This window comes from Planctomycetota bacterium (assembly GCA_039819165.1).
Taxonomy (GTDB): Bacteria; Planctomycetota; Phycisphaerae; order Phycisphaerales; family UBA1924; genus JAHCJI01.
In genome coordinates, this window is record JBCBSM010000001.1 from 1,365,081 (window position 1) to 1,382,346 (window position 17,266).

Here is a 17,266-nt window from a genome sequence, read left to right on the forward strand (position 1 = left end):
CCGCCGCATGGGACTACGTCATCTCCGGCTCTCTGGTCCGGTCGGGATCGAACGCGTGCGGCCGCCGTGCGTGTGCACGTCGGCCCGCACGAAGCGGGGCATGCGACGACGAACATGACCGTGATCAACATGACCGTGATCATGGTTCGCGATTTCTGGCGAGTCTCGCCGCGATGGTTCGCGGCGGCTGGTTGGTGCGATCAAGCTTTCGACCGTTAGTATCACTCGGCTGAGGGCATCTCGGCCCTTACACCTGTGACCTATCAACCTCGTCGTCTACGAGGGGTCTCACGCTAAAGCGACCAGGCCTCATCTCGAGGGGGGCTTCCCGCTTAGATGCTTTCAGCGGTTATCCCTGCCGCACGTAGCTACCCAGCGATGGGCCTAGCGGCCCAACTGGATCACCAGGGGTGCGTCCATCCTAATCCTCTCGTACTAAGGATGACTCCTCTCAAGCCTGGAACGCCCACGACAGATAGGGACCGACCTGGCTCACGCCGGTCTGAACCCAGCTCGCGTACCGCTTTAATGGGCGAACAGCCCAACCCTTGGGACCGCCTTCAGCCCCAGGATGCGATGAGCCGACATCGAGGTGCCAAACCGCTCCGCCGCTTTGGACGCTCGGGAGCGATCAGCCTGTTATCCCCGGGGTACCTTTTATCCGATGAGCTACGACCCTTCCACACGGGATCGCAGGATCACTAAGGCCCACTTTCGTGACTGCTCGGCCCGTCGGCCTCGCAGTAAAGCTGGCTTGTGCCTTTACACTCGGTGCGCGGTTTCCATCCGCGCTGAGCCAACCTTATGCGCTCCTCCGTTACTCTTTGGGAGGAGACCGCCCCAGTCAAACTGACCAGCACCCACTGTCCCCCGCCCAGGTTCATGGGAATCGGGGTTAGGCCACAAACAAACAAAGGGTGGTATTTCACCAATGGCTCCACCGGCGCCGAAACGCCGGCTTCAAAGCCTCCCACCTATCCTACGCAGTGATCGCTCGTGACCAATAGAAGCCTACAGTGAAGGTCCACGGGGTCTTTCCGTCTTGCCGCGGGTAGGCGGCATCTTCACCGCCACTACTATTTCACCGAGTCGGTTGTGGAGACAGTGCCCAAGTCGTTACACTATTCATGCGCGTCGGAACTTACCCGACAAGGAACTTCGCTACCTTAGGACCGTCATAGTTACGGCCGCCATTGACCGGTGCTTAGGTCACGAGCTTCGCCGAAGCTAACCCGCTTCCGTGACATTCCGGCATTGGGCAAGTGTCACTCTGTATACTTCCTCTTGCGAGTTCGCACAGAGCTGTGTTTTTGGTAAACAGTCGCCAGGGCCTTTTCTCTGCGCCCTCCCTTACGGGTAGGGCCCCCTTCTTGCGAACGTACGGGGTCATTTTGCCGAGTTCCTTCACAACCGTTCTCTCGAGCGCCTGAGGCTATTCGCCTCGCCCACCTGTGTCGGTTTTGGTACGGGCCCGTCAATGGCATGGCTTTTCTAGGGACCCCTTCCGCTCCCAACGGAGAACCTACCAATCTGGTAAGGCAGGGAACTTTCGGAATCCGCACCATGCCCGGGGTGCAGGAATATTAACCTGCTGTCCATCGACTACGCCTTTCGGCCTCGCCTTAGGTCCCGACTAACCCTGGGAGGATTTACCTTCCCCAGGAAACCTTGGGCTTGCGGCGAGCGGGATTCTCACCCGCTTTATCGTTACTCAAGCTCGGATATTCGCTTCCTGACGCTCCACCGGCCCTTCCGGGCAGGCTTCAACGCCGACAGGAACGCTCTCCTACCACGCTTACGCGTCCGCGGCTTCGGCTCTACGCTTATCCCCAATCATTCTCGGCGCCGGACTCCTCGACCAGTGAGCTATTACGCACTCTTTAAATGGTGGCTGCTTCTAAGCCAACATCCTGGCTGTCAGTGCAATCCGACTTCCTTCCTAACTGAGCGTAGATCTGGGACCTTAGCCGGCGATCTGGATTGTTTTCCTCTTGACGACGGATATTGTCACTCGCCGTCTATCTCCCAGGCCTTGGGCATTGGTATTCGGAGTTTGGTTGGGTGGGGTACCCGCGAGGGCCCGCCACCCATCCAGTAGCTCTACCCCCAATGCTTGCAACCTGAGGCTAACCCTAAAGTTATTTCGGAGAGAACGAGCTATTTCCCGGTTTGATTAGACTTTGACTCCTCCCCACAGCTCATCCCAATTCTTTTCAACGAATACGGGTTCGGTCCTCCAGAGGGTCTTACCCCTCCTTCAACCTGGCCATGGGTAGATCACACGGGTTTCGCGTCTAACCCCCGCGACTCAGCGCCCTATTCAGACTCGCTTTCGCTCCGCCTCCGGCCCGATAGGCCTTAGGCTCGCCACGAAGGTTAACTCCCGAGCTCATTATGCAAAAAGCACGCCGTCACCCCGAAGGGCTCCGACAGTTTGTAAGCGCACGGTTTCAGGTGCTATTTCACTCCCCTCATAGGGGTGCTTGTCATCATTCAGTCACCTTACTGATCCACTATCGGTCGTCGAGGAGTACTTAGCCTTGGAGGGTGGACCCCCCATGTTCACGCCGGGTTCCACGAGCCCGACGCTACTCTAGAGCTAAACGGCCTGCTACAGGGCTTTCACCTTCTTCGGCCGCGCTTTCCAACGCGTTCACGTAGCCTCATCCGCTTTCGCTCGCCGCTACTAACGGAGTATCTGTTGATATCCTTTCCTCCAGGTACTGAGATGTTTCAGTTCCCTGGGTTCGCTCCGCACGCCTATGCATTCAGCATGCGGTACTCTGTAAACAGAGTGGGTTTCCCCATTCGGAAATCCTGAGATCACAGCTCGGTTACCAGCTCCCTCAGGCTTATCGCAGGTTCCAACGTCCTTCATCGCCTCTCGACGCCAAGACATCCACCGTACGCCCTTAGTCGCTTGATCGCACCAACCCGACGCCGAGAACGACACCGCGTTGGCGAACCAAACGCACCTACACGCATCCGACCCCGAAGGGCCGAACACGCCCGGACCGCGCGACATTGCGTCGGGCGATCCGGTCTAGCGCTCGCTTGAAATCTTGTGTTGCTACCCGCTTGTTCTTCCATCCACGAGTGCGTCCGACCGGACCCGAGGGCCCCGTTGCACGCACGCACTTCCAGAAGAACAGCGTTCGATCCGAACCGGTTGTCAAAGAGCCGCGGGTCGGCAGCGAATCCTCGCGACCGTCCCAGTCGCCCCCAGGCCAAGCCTGTTTGCCCGAGTTGAAACCCGTGCGGAGCGAGGGGATGTTAGCCCGAACCCCGCCACCGTCAATCAAGCGGGGCGAATTCGACGCCAAATTTCGCGTCGCGCCGCGGCCTCTCGGGCCGGACGCGCAGGCCCTACGGGCTCAGCCGCCGCCGCCGCCACCGCCGCCCTTCGGATCGAAGCCACCCGGATCGCGATCCCGGTCGCGATCCCGTCCCCGATCGACCGGGTCTGGGGGGAGTTCGACCGCCAGCGGCTGGCCCTGCCGCGTGCCCTCTTCGGCCGACGACGTCAGCCGGGCGTACAGCCTGCCCTGGCGCTCCGAGCCCACCTGCCTGCGCACGATGGGCGGCCCGTCGAGGAACGAGAAGTACGCGATGGGCTGCGTCGTCCGCTCGACCAGGCCCTCGCCGCGGACAGCCTCGGTGGTGACGTCCACCAGCAGCACGTCGAGCTGGATGGGCACCTCGTCGGGCACGGGCTCGCCCTCTTCGCCGCCCTGCTGGCCGGGCAAGCCCGACGCGCCCACGCCCCTCGCGTCGAACTGGTCGTCGCCCTCCGCCGCGTCGGCGTCGACGAGCACGAAGGACAGGTCGTCGGGCATCCGCGCCCTTCCGGCCAGCAGCTCGCCGGGCCGCAGCGTCACCGTGCCCCGCCGGTAGTAGCCGTAATAAAAGACGAACGCCTCGAGCGTGGCCGACGGCTCGCTCGGGCCGAGGCCCACGGCATTGCCGTCGTTGGCGCTGACCACGAAGAAGGCCGTCTTCGGCGCCACCTGCACCGGGTCGCTCCAGGGCGAAGCCTCGCTCAGCAGGATCGGCGACTCGGCCATCGCCTTCTGCTCGTCGATCAGCACCGAATCGCGGCCGAAGGCGGGGTTGTTGATCGCCAGCCGCGTGCGATAGCGATAGGTCGCCCCCGCCCGCGCCGTGACGTCGTGGGCCCACATCCGGGCGGCCGTCTCGCGGAGCAGCCGCTCGTCGGGCTCCTCCTCGGCGATCCGCTCGATGGCCAAGCCCGTCTCGGGATCGAATCCCAGCCTGCGGATCTCCTCCTCGTTCTCGGCCAGCCGCGCCTCGAGCTGCTCCTTCTGCTCGACGAGCCGCCGCACGGCGGGATCATCCTCGTCGTCGGCGTCGCCGGGATCGCGCGGCGGCCGGCGGGTGCCGCGTCCGCGGGGTTCGGCTGCCTGGCGATCGCCGCCGCCCCGGGCGCTGGACGACTGCCGCTCCTCGGTGATCCGCTCGTCGAAGTTCTCGATCCGACGCTTGAGCGTGGCGTTCTCGCGCGACAACCGCTGCACCTCATCGGTCGCGCTCCGACGCTGCGCCATCCGCTCGCGGAGCTGCGTCGGCGCGACCCACGCCTCCCCGGCGATCATCCGGTAGGGCTGCGGGCGGCGATAGTCGGCCGCGAACTCGTACGCCCCGCGGGCGTCGGCCGCGAGCTGTTCGCGCGTCAGCGTGCCGTCGGCGACCTCGGCCCGCAGGTCGGCCATGAGGTTGGTGCCGCCGGGCATGCCCTCGATGACGACGATGTCGGACCACGAGCCGTCGGGCTGCAGTTCCTGGCGCTCCAGCTGCAGGCCGAACGCCTCGACGCTTGCCCACCAGTTGAGCGGCAGCGGACGCAGCTCGCCGCCCACGCCGTCTGGGTCGTCGCGGAAGGCGGCCTCGAGCGCCACGCCGTCGTAGGTCGCCTCCACGCTGACCATCGCAAGGTCGTACGGCTGCTCGTCGCCGACGAGCGCAGCCAGCTCCTCGCTCGCCAGCACGTCGTACGGGTCGAGCGTGCCCGCGTAGGTCTCGGCGATGGGCCGGCTGGGCGCGGGCGGCGTGACCTCCACGTAGCGGACGTCCTCGCCGGCGGCCTGCCCGCTGACCTCGATGGCGGTCACCTCGCCAAGCGCCGCGATCGTCGGCCGCACCGCCACGCCGCCGGTCACGCGGGCCTCGATGCCGTCGAGCACGTCCATGCGACCCTGCGCATCGGGCAGCTCCACGTCGGGCTGGGTCATCCGGCCCTCGCTGCGTTCGGCCAGCTCCTTGGCGGGCTCGAAGACCTCCTGCGGCCGATACTCACGGTTCTCGATCTGGACCGTGTTGGGCTCGATCACGAACTGCATCGCTACGACGCCCGCGGCGACGGCGACCATCGCGCCCAGCAGGATCTTCTCGACGTGCGCCTCGAAGAAATTCACACCCTTGAGCTTCATCGCATGCTCCTCGCGGCGATCATCGTGGGCCGTCCCCGTCGCCCGAATCCTCGGGCTCCTCCTCGGGGTGCGGTTCCATTCCAAGATTCGTGCGGATCACGTCGGGCATCAGCGGTGCCGTCCACGATCGCAGGTAGATGAACTCCAGCTGCAGATCGAGCTGCACCACGTGCGCCGGGCCGTAGAAGTAGCCCTGCTCCACGTGCTCCCACGCGTCCACCGGGCCGACGTCCAGGTCCGTGACGGTGATCAGATTCTGCTGCGCGGTCGCATCCAGGATCTCGGGGATCCGCCGCGAATCCACGACGAGCGACATCCGCACCGGCCGGATGTCGTAGAGCTGGTTCGACCAGCCGGGATCGCGCCCCGAGGGCGACACGACGTACCGCGGCTCGAAGACGCCGGTCCGCGGGCTTGGCCCGACGTCGCCGGCAACCTCGACGCCGTCCTGCATCGTCGTGCGCGTGACGTCGAACGGCGGGGCCGACAGCGACACCACCCGCTTGATGGGCGCCTCGACGATCGGCAGCAGCTCGCCATTGCGTGTATTCGCCAGACGCAGGAAGCCGACGACGTCCTCCGCCAGCCAGTAGTCGTACTGCCAGAACCACGTAGTGGCGTGCAGCGGCGGCCGCGCCAGCGCCTGCCGCGGGAAGGACAGGCCAGCCGACGTCGGCAGCTCGCCCGAGAACACGTCCAGCGACATGTAGATCGAGTGGTCCTGGGCGCGCCGTGCGTACAGGTTCAGCCGCTGCTCCTTGAGCTCGTCCTGGAGCGCGTCGGCTTCCTCGGCTGTCAGCTCGCTGCGGCCGCTCTTGGCCTGCTCACGCTCCAGCAGCCGCTGCTCCTCGTCGCGCAGCCGCTCGAGGACCATCTGCGGCTCGGGCGGCGTCGTCGCGTTCAGGCTCGCAACCAGCGCCTCGTACGCCGCTTGCGTGCCCGGATCGTCATCGGGCACCAGCAGCTTTTGCATCTGCAGCCGGAGCAGCTGGGCCTGGGTGCCGTCGGCCGGCTCCTTGGGGAAGAGCCCCTCCACCAGCGGACCTCGACCCTTCTGGTTGAAGTCCGCGATGGTGGCGACCGCCTCCTCGATGCGGGCGTCCTGCAGCTCGAGCTGCTCGCGGAAGAAGCTCGTCCGCTTCTCGTGCGGCAGCACGCCCGACTCGCGGATCTCCTCGAGCCCCTCGAAGGGCGCCGGGAGGCTGTAGCTCACGGTGAGGCCCTTGAGTTGCTGCAGCAGCCGCTCGCCCTCGCTCCGCTGGCTCTCGCGGATCTGCTGGTTCATGCCGCCGCTGACGAACCACGCCGCGGGCAGCACCACCAGGATGACCAGCACGCTGACGCCCAGCGGCCACCGCTTCTTGACCAGGGTCATCGCGTTGCTCACGAGCCACCCCCCCGCCGCTCGTCCTCGTCGAGCAGATGTAGCGTCCACGTCGCCTCGAAGTAGAGCCTCGTCGCGTCGTCGGGCAGCGTGGGCTCGGGCCTGGGGATCGGATAGCGGTTCGCCAGGTCGGTCGAACCCGGCGCCCCCAATCCCTGCCCCGGTCGGCCGGCACGTGGCCCGCCCGACCCGACCGTGCCGCCGGACCCGGTCACCTGCCTCGGCGGCGCCGCGCGCCCCGGACGGCCCGGCGTCTGCTGCGCCCGTCGGCCGGGAGGGCTCGCCTGACGCCCGCGCTCCCGCGACGGTGGCTCGATTTCGCTCCCGCCCGACGGGGGTTCAAGCTCACCGCCGCCCCCCGCGCCCCGCATCTGGGCGCCGGTGACCTGCCGGCGGGCGACCCACGTCGAGCCGTCCACCACGATCTTGTAGGGCACGCCCTCGCGGATGCCCTCGTTCTGCCGCAGCCAGCTGTCGATCGAGCTGACGATGAACGACTCGGCCGCGTCCGGGCGATCCGTAAATGCCCGCACCACCACGCGGATCTGCGGCACGCTCGGCCCCTGGGGCTCGTCGAATCGCGTCGGATCGGGCTGCGGCGGAGGCACGTACTCGGTCGCCACCGCCTCGATCTGGATCACCGGCGAGTCGACCTGGTTGGGGCCATCCTCGCGGTTGAGCTCCTCGGCGTACTCGAGCATCAGGCTGAGGTCGTCGACGAGGTGCGGGAAGATGTCCCGCCCCTCGGCCAGCGCAACGAGGTTCGACGCGGTGCGGTCGATCGCCTGCGAACCCGTCACGTCCGACGCCTCGCGCTTCAGCCCCTCGCCGATGTTGAGCACCTGCCGGATGATCGGCGGCTCGGGGTACGCATCTACCGCGGCGCGATCCAGGAACGGCCGGATGAACATCGCCCCGCCCGCGACCACCGCGATGCCCGCCGCCGCCGCGAACCATGGCGTCTTGCGGCGCCACACGGCCTCGCGCACGATGGCCGCGGGCATCAGGTTGGCCTCGAGGGTCGCGAAGTCCAGACCCTGGAGCGCAAGGCCGTACGCGGTCATCAGCTGGCTGGCCGACTCGCCGAGCGTCGCCGCCTGCGGCCCGTCGATCTTCGCCCGCTTGAATTCCTCGACCGGCAGCACGCTGAGCTGCAGCTGCTGCTGGAGCGACTTGCGGATGCCCGGCAGCTTGAACGTCGCGCCCACGCCCACGACGCGCTGCAGATCCGAATCGCTGTGCAGCGACTGGTAGTAGCCGATCGACCGCTGGATCTCCTGGCCCAGGTCGGCGAACACCGGACGCATCGCCTGCAGCACGTGCCGCGCGCTCTTGCTCTTCTGCACGTCCCGCTTGATGACCTCGGCCTTCGAGTAGCTGACCGAGAACTGGTCGACGATCGCCTGCGTGAAGTTGTGCCCGCCCAGCGGGAAGGTCCGCACCCAGACGCGGCCGGCCTCGGCGATGATGATGTCCGTCGAGGTCGTCCCGACATCCACGATCACCGTGCCCGCCGTCCGCTCGTCGAACACCCAGTCGTACGCCATCGCGTTGTACGCGGCGAGCGGACTGAGCGTCACGATGTCGGGCACCAGCCCGAAGTCGTCGTAGAGCTGCAGCTGGTCGCGGATGCGCTGCTTCGTCGCCGCGAAGATGCCCACCTCCACGTCGGGCGACTCCGGCGAGCGGAACGTCTGGAAGTCCCACTCGACCTCGTCCAGCGAGAAGGGGATCTGCTGCTCGGCCTCGAATTGCACGATCTTGGGAACCTGCTTGGGTTCCACCGGCGGCAGCTTGGCGAAGCGGGCGAACGCCGCGTGCCCGGGCACCGACACCGCCACCCGGGCCTTGCCCAGGTCGTACTGGTTCACGAACGCGCCCATCGCGATGCGGATCGCGTCGTCCGCGTTCAGTTCGGGCGTCGATAGCACCCGCTTGTGCGCCTGCACTGCGAAGTCGGCCACGCGGACGCCTTCGCCGTCCAGCACCAGCTTGACGGCCTTGATGCCGCCCGCGCCCACCTCGATGCCCCAGCACGCGTTCGAGTTCGCCATCGCGTCATTCCTTACTTGCGAGCCAGGCGGCTCGCCCTGTCTTCCTGCCCCGGCACCCACGCATCCTCGATCGCGTGATCCACCCGGCGCATCCGCCGCCGCGGTCCGCTTATATGACCCCATCCGAAGAGGTGCCGATCGTACACCGAGCACGGTCCGCGGCGTGGCACCGAGCGGTGCATCGCCGCCGCCGACCTCCATACGAGCCTGCAGGCGTGCAGTTTCGGGCGGCACCGCCGCGTTACAGCCCCGTGACCGAACCGCCCCGGGAGGGCCCTAGGCCGCCTCGCCCCGGATCGCCCCGGCCATCAGGCCCACCAGCATCTGGCCCTTGGGGTCGACCGCGCCCTGGTAGTGCAAGACGTCCAGGCCGCAGGGCGCGGCGATGCCCATCGCGGCGACCAATGGGCCCGTGGACGACCACCGGGTGGGGTTCTGCTGCCACGCCATGGCCGCCACCATCTCCTCGGGCTTGCCCTGCTCAAGGAGTTGCAGCATCTCCCGGTCGTGCTGCACGACCCGCTGGAGGAACTGCTGGCTCTCCTGGGATTGGTCCATCAGCTGGACCTGGTCGCCGAACATCTTCCCAACGTGGCTCAGATCGGACGACGCAACGACCAGCGTGCGGCCGCCAAGCTCGGCCAGCGCCGCCCGGACCGCCTCGACGAACGCCGGGATGCCCACGCCGTTGCCGTCGTAGCTCTCGCCGTTGTTAGCCGCGGCATCGTGCACCAGGGCCGCGAACACCCGCGGGTACGCCCCCTGCTCGTCGGGGCCGAAGACGTGCTGGATCCACGGGATCTGTAGCTCGATGGAGTGCTCCCGCTCGTGGTCGAAGCGGTGCTCGAAGAGCCCCTCGCCCAGGGACGCCCGCAGCCGATCGGCCAGCTCGCGGTCGGCCGGGCACTGGCCCAGCGGGCTCTGGTAGCCCTTGTCGCAGCCGCACACGCCCGACGAGCGCCCATAGTGGTTGGGCCCCAGGATCAGCACGCGATCCGGCCGGTCGACCACCCGCAGCCGCCCGTACGCCGCGGCGTAGACGTTGGCGCCGCGGGTGTAGTCGATCGCCGGCACCGCCAGCCCGGGCGGCAGGGCGTCCAGGCTCGGGTTTTCCGCATCCTTCAGGGCCGCGTCGATGACCTGGTCGAAGTGGGCCCGAAGGGCGTCGGCTGCCCCCTCGGCGATCTGCTCGTCGGTCGCATCCTCGCCGAGCGACTTTCGAGCGAGGGCCTCGGCGTAGTCGGCCGTGTTCGACGGCGGCAGCACCTCGCTGCTGTCGAAGGCCCGGGTGAAGTCCGTCCACACCGTGTCGAAGGTCGGACCGTGCAGCAGCGCCGCATTGTCCAGCTGGGCCACCAGCAGCTCGACCGATCGCCGCTCGAGCCCCTGGCCGACCTGGGCCACGATCTCGTCGATCGTCCGCGTGCCGTCCATCAGCGGCAGCACGTGCTGCGCCGCCGGCGACGTAAAGACGACCTTGCGGCTGATCTGCCGCGCGTCGGCCACGCCCAGGGCGGGCTGACCCTTGATCTCGGCTGGAAAACCCTTGATCTGCCTCAACTTAGGGTGCGTGTGATGCTCCGCGGCCGGATCGAACTCGGGCAGCGGCGGATTGGCTTCATCGCTCATGGTGGATCCTAAGCGCAGCCCGCGTCGCACGCCTCCCCGGGGCCCCTCTGGCATGGACATGCGCGGGCCCGACGCTACCATTGCCGCTCCGCTGCGAAACGCCCGCTCGGAACACCGCCGTCGGGGTGGCCCCGCCATCCAGATAGGGAGCGATGATCGATGCTCGACTCACTGGCCACCGGCACCCAGGTCACCTGCACGATCACCTCCGAGCCGCGTTCGGACGCGAAGGCCAAGACCATCAGCCGTCTGATGAAGCTCGATTCGAGCATCCAGCGGGGCCTCCGAAGGGCCCAGCGGCGTCGCCGCCAGAGTATGCGGGTCTACACCCGCGGCGGCCGCGACTGGTACGCCCGCGAAAAGGCCAGCAAGGGCGGCATCGTCCGCCAGGGCGAGACCTTCACGCTGACCTACGTGCCGCATCTCGCCCCCGACCTGCGCTCGGTCGAGCCCTATCTCTCCATCGAGTCCAAGGCCTGAGCATGCCCCGGCCACGATCCCTCAGCAGGGGCGTTTGCCTCGCGATGGCCGCGTGCGCCGCCATCCACGCGGGCTGCTCCGAGTCCGCCCCAGAGGCCCAGGCCTACGCCTACACGACCCAGGGCCGCGTGACGATGCTGCCCGGCGGCGGCCCCGCCAACACCCTTCGCATCTGGCACGAGGACATTCCGAGCTTTGTGGGCCAAGACGGGTCGGTCGTCGGCATGAACTCGCACGACATGGGCTTTCCGAGCGTCGACGAAGGCATCGATCTGTCGGCCATCGAGGTCGGCGACCCCGTGCGGTTCCGCTTCGAGGTCACGTGGGGGCCCTCGACGTCGCTCGAGGTCACCATGATCGAGGAACTGCCCGCGGACACCACGTTCGCCTTCGAGCAGCCGCCCGCCGAGACCGAATCGTCCGACGACCCGGGCTGACGCGCCGCTCCCCCAACCCGCAGGCGGCCCGCACCCACACCTGTATACAAGAGGCGACGAAAAAACCCGGTGCTCTGCTCGTCTGAGCGGAACACCGGGTCTCGTGGGGGTCTGTGTATCGAAGCGTCATCCGATTCGCAGCCACCCAAGGCCGGTTGCCGACCGCCGCAATTTTCTGGCTGCCGCGGCCGCTACCCGCGGCTGCTCGGGACGGGCAGATCCAGCCGCTCCAGCACGCACTTGAGGTCCTCCCAGACCTTCCTGCGGGTGTCCGGCGTGTAGTTCCGCAGCAGGTACGCCGGGTGGTAGGTGGGCAGGACGGCCGTCTCGGTGCCCCCGGGCGTGGTCATGGGCCACCACTGCCCCCGAAGGTCCCGCATCGCGGACTGCTGGCCCGTGAGCAGGCGGGCGCTGGGTAACCCCAATGCCACGATCGCCTCGGGCCGGATCGCGTCGATCTGGCGGTACAGGAACGGCGCACTCGCCTCGGCCTCCTCGAGCGTCGGCGTCGCGTTGTTGGGCGGGCGGACCTTCAGCACGTTGGCGATGTACACCGCCGGCCGCTCCAGCCCCATCGCCGAGATCATCTGGTCGAGCTTCTGCCCCGCCCGCCCGACGAAGGGCCGGCCCAGCCGATCCTCGTCCGCGCCCGGCGCCTCGCCCACGAACATGATCCTGGCGTCCGGATCGCCCTCGCCGAACACGATGGTCGAGTGCGGGGTGCCGAAACGCTCGTGGGGCTTCTGGGCCTCGTAGTCGGCGCGGATGGCCTCGAGAGCCCGGGCGCCCCGAGCGCCCTCGGTCCCCGCGGGAGGCTCGACCTCCACGACTCGTGCGGGGGGAGCGGTCGTCTCGGGAGCGCGACGCTGCGGCATGGCTGGAGCCTCCGGAGCGATCACCAACCACGGCACGCCAACGCCGCCCCATGCCCGCGCGTCCTGCGCGGCGAGCCGGCGGAGATCCCCGAGATCGCGTCCGTGCGCATCGCCCACGGTGGGTTGTAGGCGATCGAGCGCGCAAGCAGCCCGATGCGGCGACGCTACCGACCGCTGCGGATCCGCTGCGACCACGCCAGGTAGGCGATCATGCCCCGCAACATCTCGCGCTTGGACTCCGGCACGCCCCGGCCGAACGCCGTGTGCCAGCGCCACGCGTAGTAATCGCCCCGCAGCTTGGCGCCGGCACCGATCAGCAGCCGAAACGCCGCGAGGGCCGCCGGCGGCAGATCGCGGAGCACACCCACGCTAGCGGTCCGCGCCGCCGGGGTGCAGCCCCGAGCGATCGGCCCCGGCCTCGACGATGGCGCGATGCCAGCCGACGGTCTCGGCCAGCCCCGCGTCGAGGTCCACGAACGGCCGGTAGCCGAGCAGGTCCGCGGCGCGATCGATGCGAGCCAGGGAGTGCCGCACCTCGCCGTGCCGCGGATCGGCGTGCCGCGGGTGGGGAGCATCGCCGCCGACGAGGCCCTTCAGGACGCCGGCAAGCTCGTTGAGCGACGTAGCGGTGCCGGTGCCGATGTTCGCCAGCGCGCCCGCTGGTGGCCCAGACGCCGCACCGGCCAGCAGGTTTGCCGCCACGACGTTGGCCACGAAGGTGAAGTCGCGGGTCTGCTCGCCGTCGCCGAAGATGACCGGGGCCTCGCCCGCCAGCATCGTCCGCGCGAAGGCGGGGATGACCGCGGCGTAGGCCGAATCGGCCCGCTGCCGAGGCCCGAACACGTTGAAGTACCGAAGGGACACCCCGTCGATGCCATAGGTCCGCGACCAGGTCTCCACCAGGTGCTCGGCCGCCAGCTTGGAGGCGGCATAGGGCGAGAGCGGACGCGGCGGCTGGGATTCGTCGCAGGGCGAGCGATCGCCGCCGTTCGCCGGGTCGCCCTGCCCGTAGATCGAACTCGAGCTCGAGAACACGATCCGCCCGCCGCCGGCCGCCCGCAGCGCCTCGAGCACCCGCATCGTGCCCGTGGCGTTGACGTCCCACGCGCGGGCGGGCTGCTCGATCGACAGCGGCACCGATCCCACGGCCGCGAGATGGAAGACCAGCACGGGCCGGCTCGCGCCGTTGCCCGGGTCCGCCGGCTCGAAGGCGAAGGCGTCCGCGAGGGCATCGCGGTCCAGGATCGATCCGTGCACCACCGCGACACGCTCGGGCTCCAGGTCCGCCAGGTCGGCCAGGGCGGCGGCGGACGAATTCGAGAGGTCATCGATGACCCGCACCCGAGCGCCCAGCGACACCAGCGCATCGACCAGGTGGCCACCGATGAAACCCGCGCCGCCCGTGACCACCACGCGGCGACGCTCGAACGTCGCACGAACGCCCTCGATCATCTCGGCCGGGAAGCGGAGCACGGCGGGATGGTAGTCGCCGCCGGAGCGCACGCCCCGCGCCGTGGCTCCGCGCCGGATCGGCCACGCTCACGGTGGATCGCCGCGGCTACCGATACGCTACTCCGTGAGCCAGCCGCCCCCCGACCGCACCCCCGCCTCGCTGATCGGCCGCGCCTCGCGTGTCTTCCTCGTCGGCATCGGCGGTGCGGGCATGTCGGCCATCGCCCGCGTGCTGGCGGCCCGTGGCGCGGAGGTCCACGGCTGCGACGCCACCGCCACGCCCATCACCGACGCTCTGGCCGCGGACGGGCTACGGCTGGCCATCGGGGACGACGCGGCGCTCCCGGGCGGCACCGATCTGGTCATCGCCTCGGCCGCGATCCCGGCCGACCACCCCGTCCGCACCCGGGCCGACGCCTCGGGCGTGCCCGTGCTGGGCTACTCGGCCGCGCTCGGTGGACTGATGGACCGCCACACGGGGATCGCCATCGCCGGCACCCACGGCAAGAGCACCACCGCCGCCATGCTGGGCGCAGCCCTCGTCGACGCGGGCCTCGATCCCACCGCCATCGTCGGCGCCACCAGCCGGCAGCTCACCAGCGGCGCGCTCGCCGCGGACGAAGGTCCGGTCGGCTCCCGCCTCGGAGCGCCGGTGGTCCCCCGGGGCCCGCTCGCCGGCCGCCCGGGCCTGCTCGTCGCCGAGGCGTGCGAATTCAACCGCTCCTTCCTGGACCTGCGGCCGACGATCGGCTGCATCGGCGGCATAGAGGCCGACCACCTCGACCAGTACGGATCGCTCGGCGCGGTCGTCGACGCCTTTGCGCGCTTCGCGGCGTTGCTGCCGCCCGCCGCCGACGGCGGCGTGCTGCTCATGGGCCACAACGACCCCCACCGCTTGACGGTGTCTGCAGCAACCTCGGCCCGGGTCGAGACGGTCGGCTGCAACCCGCACGCCGACTGGACGGCGACCTACGACGAGCCATCGGGAGTCGTCTCTGTGCGGCACGGCGGGACCCAGGCCGCGTGGCGGCAGCGGATGCCCGGCCCACACAACGCCGAGAACGCCGCCATGGCCTTCGCGGCCGCCTGCACCGCGGGCGCGGACGCATCGGTTGTCGCCGAATCGCTCGGGGCCTTCCGAGGCGTCGACCGACGCTGCCAGTTGCTCGGCGAGCGCCCGGTCGCCGGCGGCGCGGTCCGCGTCTACGACGACTACGGCCATCACCCCACCGAGGTCGACGCCACGCTGCGGGCCATCCGCCGTGCCGAACGGCCCGAGGCCCGCGGCGGGCGGCTGATCGCGGTCTTCCAGCCCCACCAGCACACGCGGACGCGGTTCCTGCTCGACGGCTTTGCGGCCTCGTTCTCCGCCGCCGACCACGTCGTCGTGCCCGAGATCTACCGCGTTCGCGAGACCGAGGCCGACCGGCGCTCGGTCGGCGCCCAGGACTTGGTCAATCGTGTGCAGGCGCAGGGCGTGGACGCGGTGCACGTGCATCCGTTCGCGAACGTGGTCGCGCACCTGGACCGCGCATGCCGACCTGGCGACGTCGTCGTCGTCATGGGCGCCGGTCCGGTGTGGCAGGTCGCCCGCGACTTCATGGCCAACGGAGCGCCGCGGGACGCAACCCGGCCGGCGGTCGCCCATGCCTGACCTCGCCGGCGTCGCCATCGGGCCCATCGCCCGCATCCCCACGTGGTTCCGCATCGGCGGTGGTGCGGACCGCTACGCCGACGTGCATTCGGCCGCCGACCTGCGGGCCTGCCTGGAACTCGATGCCAACGCCCTGGTGCTGGGCCGCGGCGCCAACCTGCTGGTGCTCGACGGCGGCGTGCCGCAGCTGGTCCTGCGGCTGGCCGGGCCCGAGCTGGCCGGCATCGAGATCGATCGCGACGCCGGCGCTCTCCGAGTCGGCGCGGCCGCGGACCTCCAGCGGACCCAGATCGTGACGGCCCGCGCCGGCCTGCGCGGGCTCGAGACCCTCGCCGGCGTGCCCGCCAGCATCGGCGGCGCCATCGCCATGAACGCCGGCGGCGCGCACGGCAGCACGTTCGACCACCTCCGCCGCATCACCGCCATGCGGCGCGATGGGGCCGTCGTCGACCTCGATCCCGCGCAGCTCGGCGCCACCTACCGCGACGGCGGCCTGGGCGATGCCATCGTGCTCGCGGCCGAGTTCGCGCTCGAATCGGACGACCCGGCGGCCGTCCGCACCGACCTGAAGCGCGTCATGGAATCCAAGCGGACCAGCCAGCCGCTGGCCTCCCGCAGCGCGGGCTGCGTGTTCAAGAACCCGGTGGTCGACGGCGGCATCGACGGCGTGGCCTCGCCCGGGCAGCGCACGAGCGCGGGGCTGCTCATCGATCGCGCCGGATGCAAGGGCCTGCGCCGCGGCGGCGCGGCCGTGAGCGATCGGCACGCCAACTTCTTCGTCGTCGACGCTCGCTCGGCCCGGGCCGCCGACGTGCTCGAACTCATCCATGACGTGCAGCGGCGGGTCCACGAGTGCTTCGGCGTGCGGCTCGAGCCCGAGATCAAGATCTGGGGGACGCCGTGACGCCCGAACCGAGAACACGGGTGCTGGTGCTGGGCGGCGGGCCCGACGCCGAGCACGCCGTCAGCCTGGAGAGCAGCCGGGCCGTCGCCGACGCGCTCGCACAGCACGGCGGCTTCGAGGTACACCGAGAGGTCGTGGGTGCGCTCACGCAGGCGGATCTCGCCGCCCTCCCCGGCGAGGTGATCTTCCCGGTGCTGCACGGTCCATGGGGCGAGGGCGGGCGGCTGCAGCGGCTGCTCGAGGGTGACGGGCGGCCCTTCGTCGGCTGCGGCTCCCGCGCCGCGCGGGCCGCCATCGACAAGATGTTCGCCAAGCAGGTGGCCATCACCCTGGGCATCCCGACGCCGCCGGCAGCGGTGTTCCACCCCACCGACGACGCGCCGCCCCTCGATCCGCCGCTGGTGCTCAAGCCCGTGCACGAGGGCTCGAGCGTCGGGCTGCACATCTGCCGGTCCGCCGAAGACTGGCACGCCGCGCTGCCCGAGGCCCGCGCGTCCATCGCGCGGCGCGAGACCGCCTGCTTCATGGCCGAGCGGTTCACGCAGGGGCGCGAGCTGACGGTCGGCGTCCTGGCGGGCCGTGCGCTGCCTCTGATCGAGATCGCACCGAGCGCAGGGGTGTACGACTTCGCCGCCAAGTACGAGCGGGACGACACGACCTACGCCGTCGCACCGGGGCTGCCGCCGGGGGTGACCGAGACGCTGCAGCAGCAGAGCCTGGCGCTGGCGGACGCGCTGGGCTGCGGCGCGATCTGCCGCGTGGACTTCATCCTTGATGGCAACGGGCGGGGCCAATTCCTCGAAGCCAACACCATGCCGGGATTCACCGCCCACTCGCTGCTGCCCATGGCCGCCGCCCACGACGGGCTGGACATGCCCGCCATCTGCGGCCTGCTCGTGGAGCGGGCCCTCGCGCACACGCCCGACGCCGCGGGACGATCCGCGTAGGCT

General features: G+C 69.3%; 12 protein-coding genes and 1 rRNA gene. 5 read left to right on the forward strand and 8 right to left on the reverse strand.

The genetic code is table 11. The features are described 5' to 3' along the window. Positions 1 to 196: 196 nt before the first annotated feature. The 5 genes from AAFX79_05980 to amrB all read right to left on the reverse strand — a co-directional run bounded on the left by AAFX79_05980 (position 197) and on the right by amrB (position 10,514). Positions 197 to 2,926, reverse strand: a 23S ribosomal RNA gene (locus AAFX79_05980). A gap of 448 nt (positions 2,927 to 3,374) precedes the next feature. Then, a complete protein-coding gene (locus AAFX79_05985; protein ID MEO1008094.1) occupies positions 3,375 to 5,447 on the reverse strand; it encodes a hypothetical protein in 2,073 nt (690 codons plus the stop codon). Between the two features lie 19 nt (positions 5,448 to 5,466). After that, positions 5,467 to 6,834 (reverse strand): hypothetical protein, encoded by a 1,368-nt coding sequence (locus AAFX79_05990; protein MEO1008095.1) that lies wholly within the window; start codon positions 6,832 to 6,834, stop codon positions 5,467 to 5,469. Next, positions 6,831 to 8,885 carry a type IV pilus assembly protein PilM gene (gene pilM / locus AAFX79_05995; protein MEO1008096.1) on the reverse strand — a complete coding sequence of 685 codons (2,055 nt, stop codon included), beginning with the start codon at positions 8,883 to 8,885 and terminating at the stop codon, positions 6,831 to 6,833. Before pilM ends, AAFX79_05990 begins: the two co-directional genes overlap by 4 nt. Before the next feature lie 276 nt (positions 8,886 to 9,161). After that, entirely contained in the window at positions 9,162 to 10,514 is a 1,353-nt protein-coding gene (gene amrB / locus AAFX79_06000; GenBank protein MEO1008097.1) for an AmmeMemoRadiSam system protein B, read from the reverse strand. Between the two features lie 159 nt (positions 10,515 to 10,673). Between amrB and AAFX79_06005 the strand changes: the two genes are divergently transcribed. Together AAFX79_06005 and AAFX79_06010 are read left to right on the forward strand one after the other, a co-directional pair. Beyond that, complete coding sequence (locus tag AAFX79_06005) at positions 10,674 to 10,994, forward strand: hypothetical protein (GenBank protein MEO1008098.1); 321 nt, start codon at positions 10,674 to 10,676, stop codon at positions 10,992 to 10,994. A 44-nt stretch (positions 10,995 to 11,038) separates the two neighbouring features. Continuing rightward, positions 11,039 to 11,431, forward strand: a complete 393-nt coding sequence (locus AAFX79_06010) for a hypothetical protein (GenBank protein MEO1008099.1) — start codon at positions 11,039 to 11,041, stop codon at positions 11,429 to 11,431. A 191-nt stretch (positions 11,432 to 11,622) separates the two neighbouring features. Here AAFX79_06010 and AAFX79_06015 read toward each other — a convergent pair whose 3' ends face one another. The 3 genes from AAFX79_06015 to AAFX79_06025 all read right to left on the reverse strand — a co-directional run bounded on the left by AAFX79_06015 (position 11,623) and on the right by AAFX79_06025 (position 13,779). Then, positions 11,623 to 12,306 (reverse strand): uracil-DNA glycosylase, encoded by a 684-nt coding sequence (locus AAFX79_06015; protein MEO1008100.1) that lies wholly within the window; start codon positions 12,304 to 12,306, stop codon positions 11,623 to 11,625. 164 nt (positions 12,307 to 12,470) lie between these two features. Further along, entirely contained in the window at positions 12,471 to 12,674 is a 204-nt protein-coding gene (locus tag AAFX79_06020) for a hypothetical protein (protein ID MEO1008101.1), read from the reverse strand. Position 12,675: 1 nt separating this feature from the next. Further along, positions 12,676 to 13,779: an SDR family NAD(P)-dependent oxidoreductase gene (locus AAFX79_06025; GenBank protein ID MEO1008102.1), complete on the reverse strand. Its 1,104-nt coding sequence runs from the start codon at positions 13,777 to 13,779 to the stop codon at positions 12,676 to 12,678. A gap of 103 nt (positions 13,780 to 13,882) precedes the next feature. Between AAFX79_06025 and AAFX79_06030 the strand changes: the two genes are divergently transcribed. Genes AAFX79_06030 through AAFX79_06040 form a run of 3 tightly spaced genes read left to right on the forward strand, consistent with a single transcriptional unit; the run spans position 13,883 to position 17,263 of the window. After that, positions 13,883 to 15,412: a Mur ligase domain-containing protein gene (locus AAFX79_06030; GenBank protein MEO1008103.1), complete on the forward strand. Its 1,530-nt coding sequence runs from the start codon at positions 13,883 to 13,885 to the stop codon at positions 15,410 to 15,412. Continuing rightward, the gene (gene murB / locus AAFX79_06035) at positions 15,405 to 16,316 is read left to right on the forward strand and encodes a UDP-N-acetylmuramate dehydrogenase (GenBank protein MEO1008104.1); all 912 of its coding nucleotides are present in this window, start codon (positions 15,405 to 15,407) and stop codon (positions 16,314 to 16,316) included. Before AAFX79_06030 ends, murB begins: the two co-directional genes overlap by 8 nt. Next, complete coding sequence (locus AAFX79_06040; protein MEO1008105.1) at positions 16,313 to 17,263, forward strand: D-alanine--D-alanine ligase; 951 nt, start codon at positions 16,313 to 16,315, stop codon at positions 17,261 to 17,263. The genes murB and AAFX79_06040 overlap by 4 nt, the downstream gene beginning before the upstream one ends. Positions 17,264 to 17,266: the final 3 nt, after the last annotated feature.

Coding starts and splice junctions, on each gene's coding strand:
- AAFX79_05985 (MEO1008094.1), bottom strand. CDS start 5,447: ATGAAGCTCAAGGGTGTGAATTTCTTCGAGGCGCACGTCGAGAAGATC.
- pilM (MEO1008096.1), bottom strand. CDS start 8,885: ATGGCGAACTCGAACGCGTGCTGGGGCATCGAGGTGGGCGCGGGCGGC.
- amrB (MEO1008097.1), bottom strand. CDS start 10,514: ATGAGCGATGAAGCCAATCCGCCGCTGCCCGAGTTCGATCCGGCCGCG.
- AAFX79_06005 (MEO1008098.1), top strand. CDS start 10,674: ATGCTCGACTCACTGGCCACCGGCACCCAGGTCACCTGCACGATCACC.
- AAFX79_06010 (MEO1008099.1), top strand. CDS start 11,039: ATGGCCGCGTGCGCCGCCATCCACGCGGGCTGCTCCGAGTCCGCCCCA.
- AAFX79_06015 (MEO1008100.1), bottom strand. CDS start 12,306: ATGCCGCAGCGTCGCGCTCCCGAGACGACCGCTCCCCCCGCACGAGTC.
- murB (MEO1008104.1), top strand. CDS start 15,405: ATGCCTGACCTCGCCGGCGTCGCCATCGGGCCCATCGCCCGCATCCCC.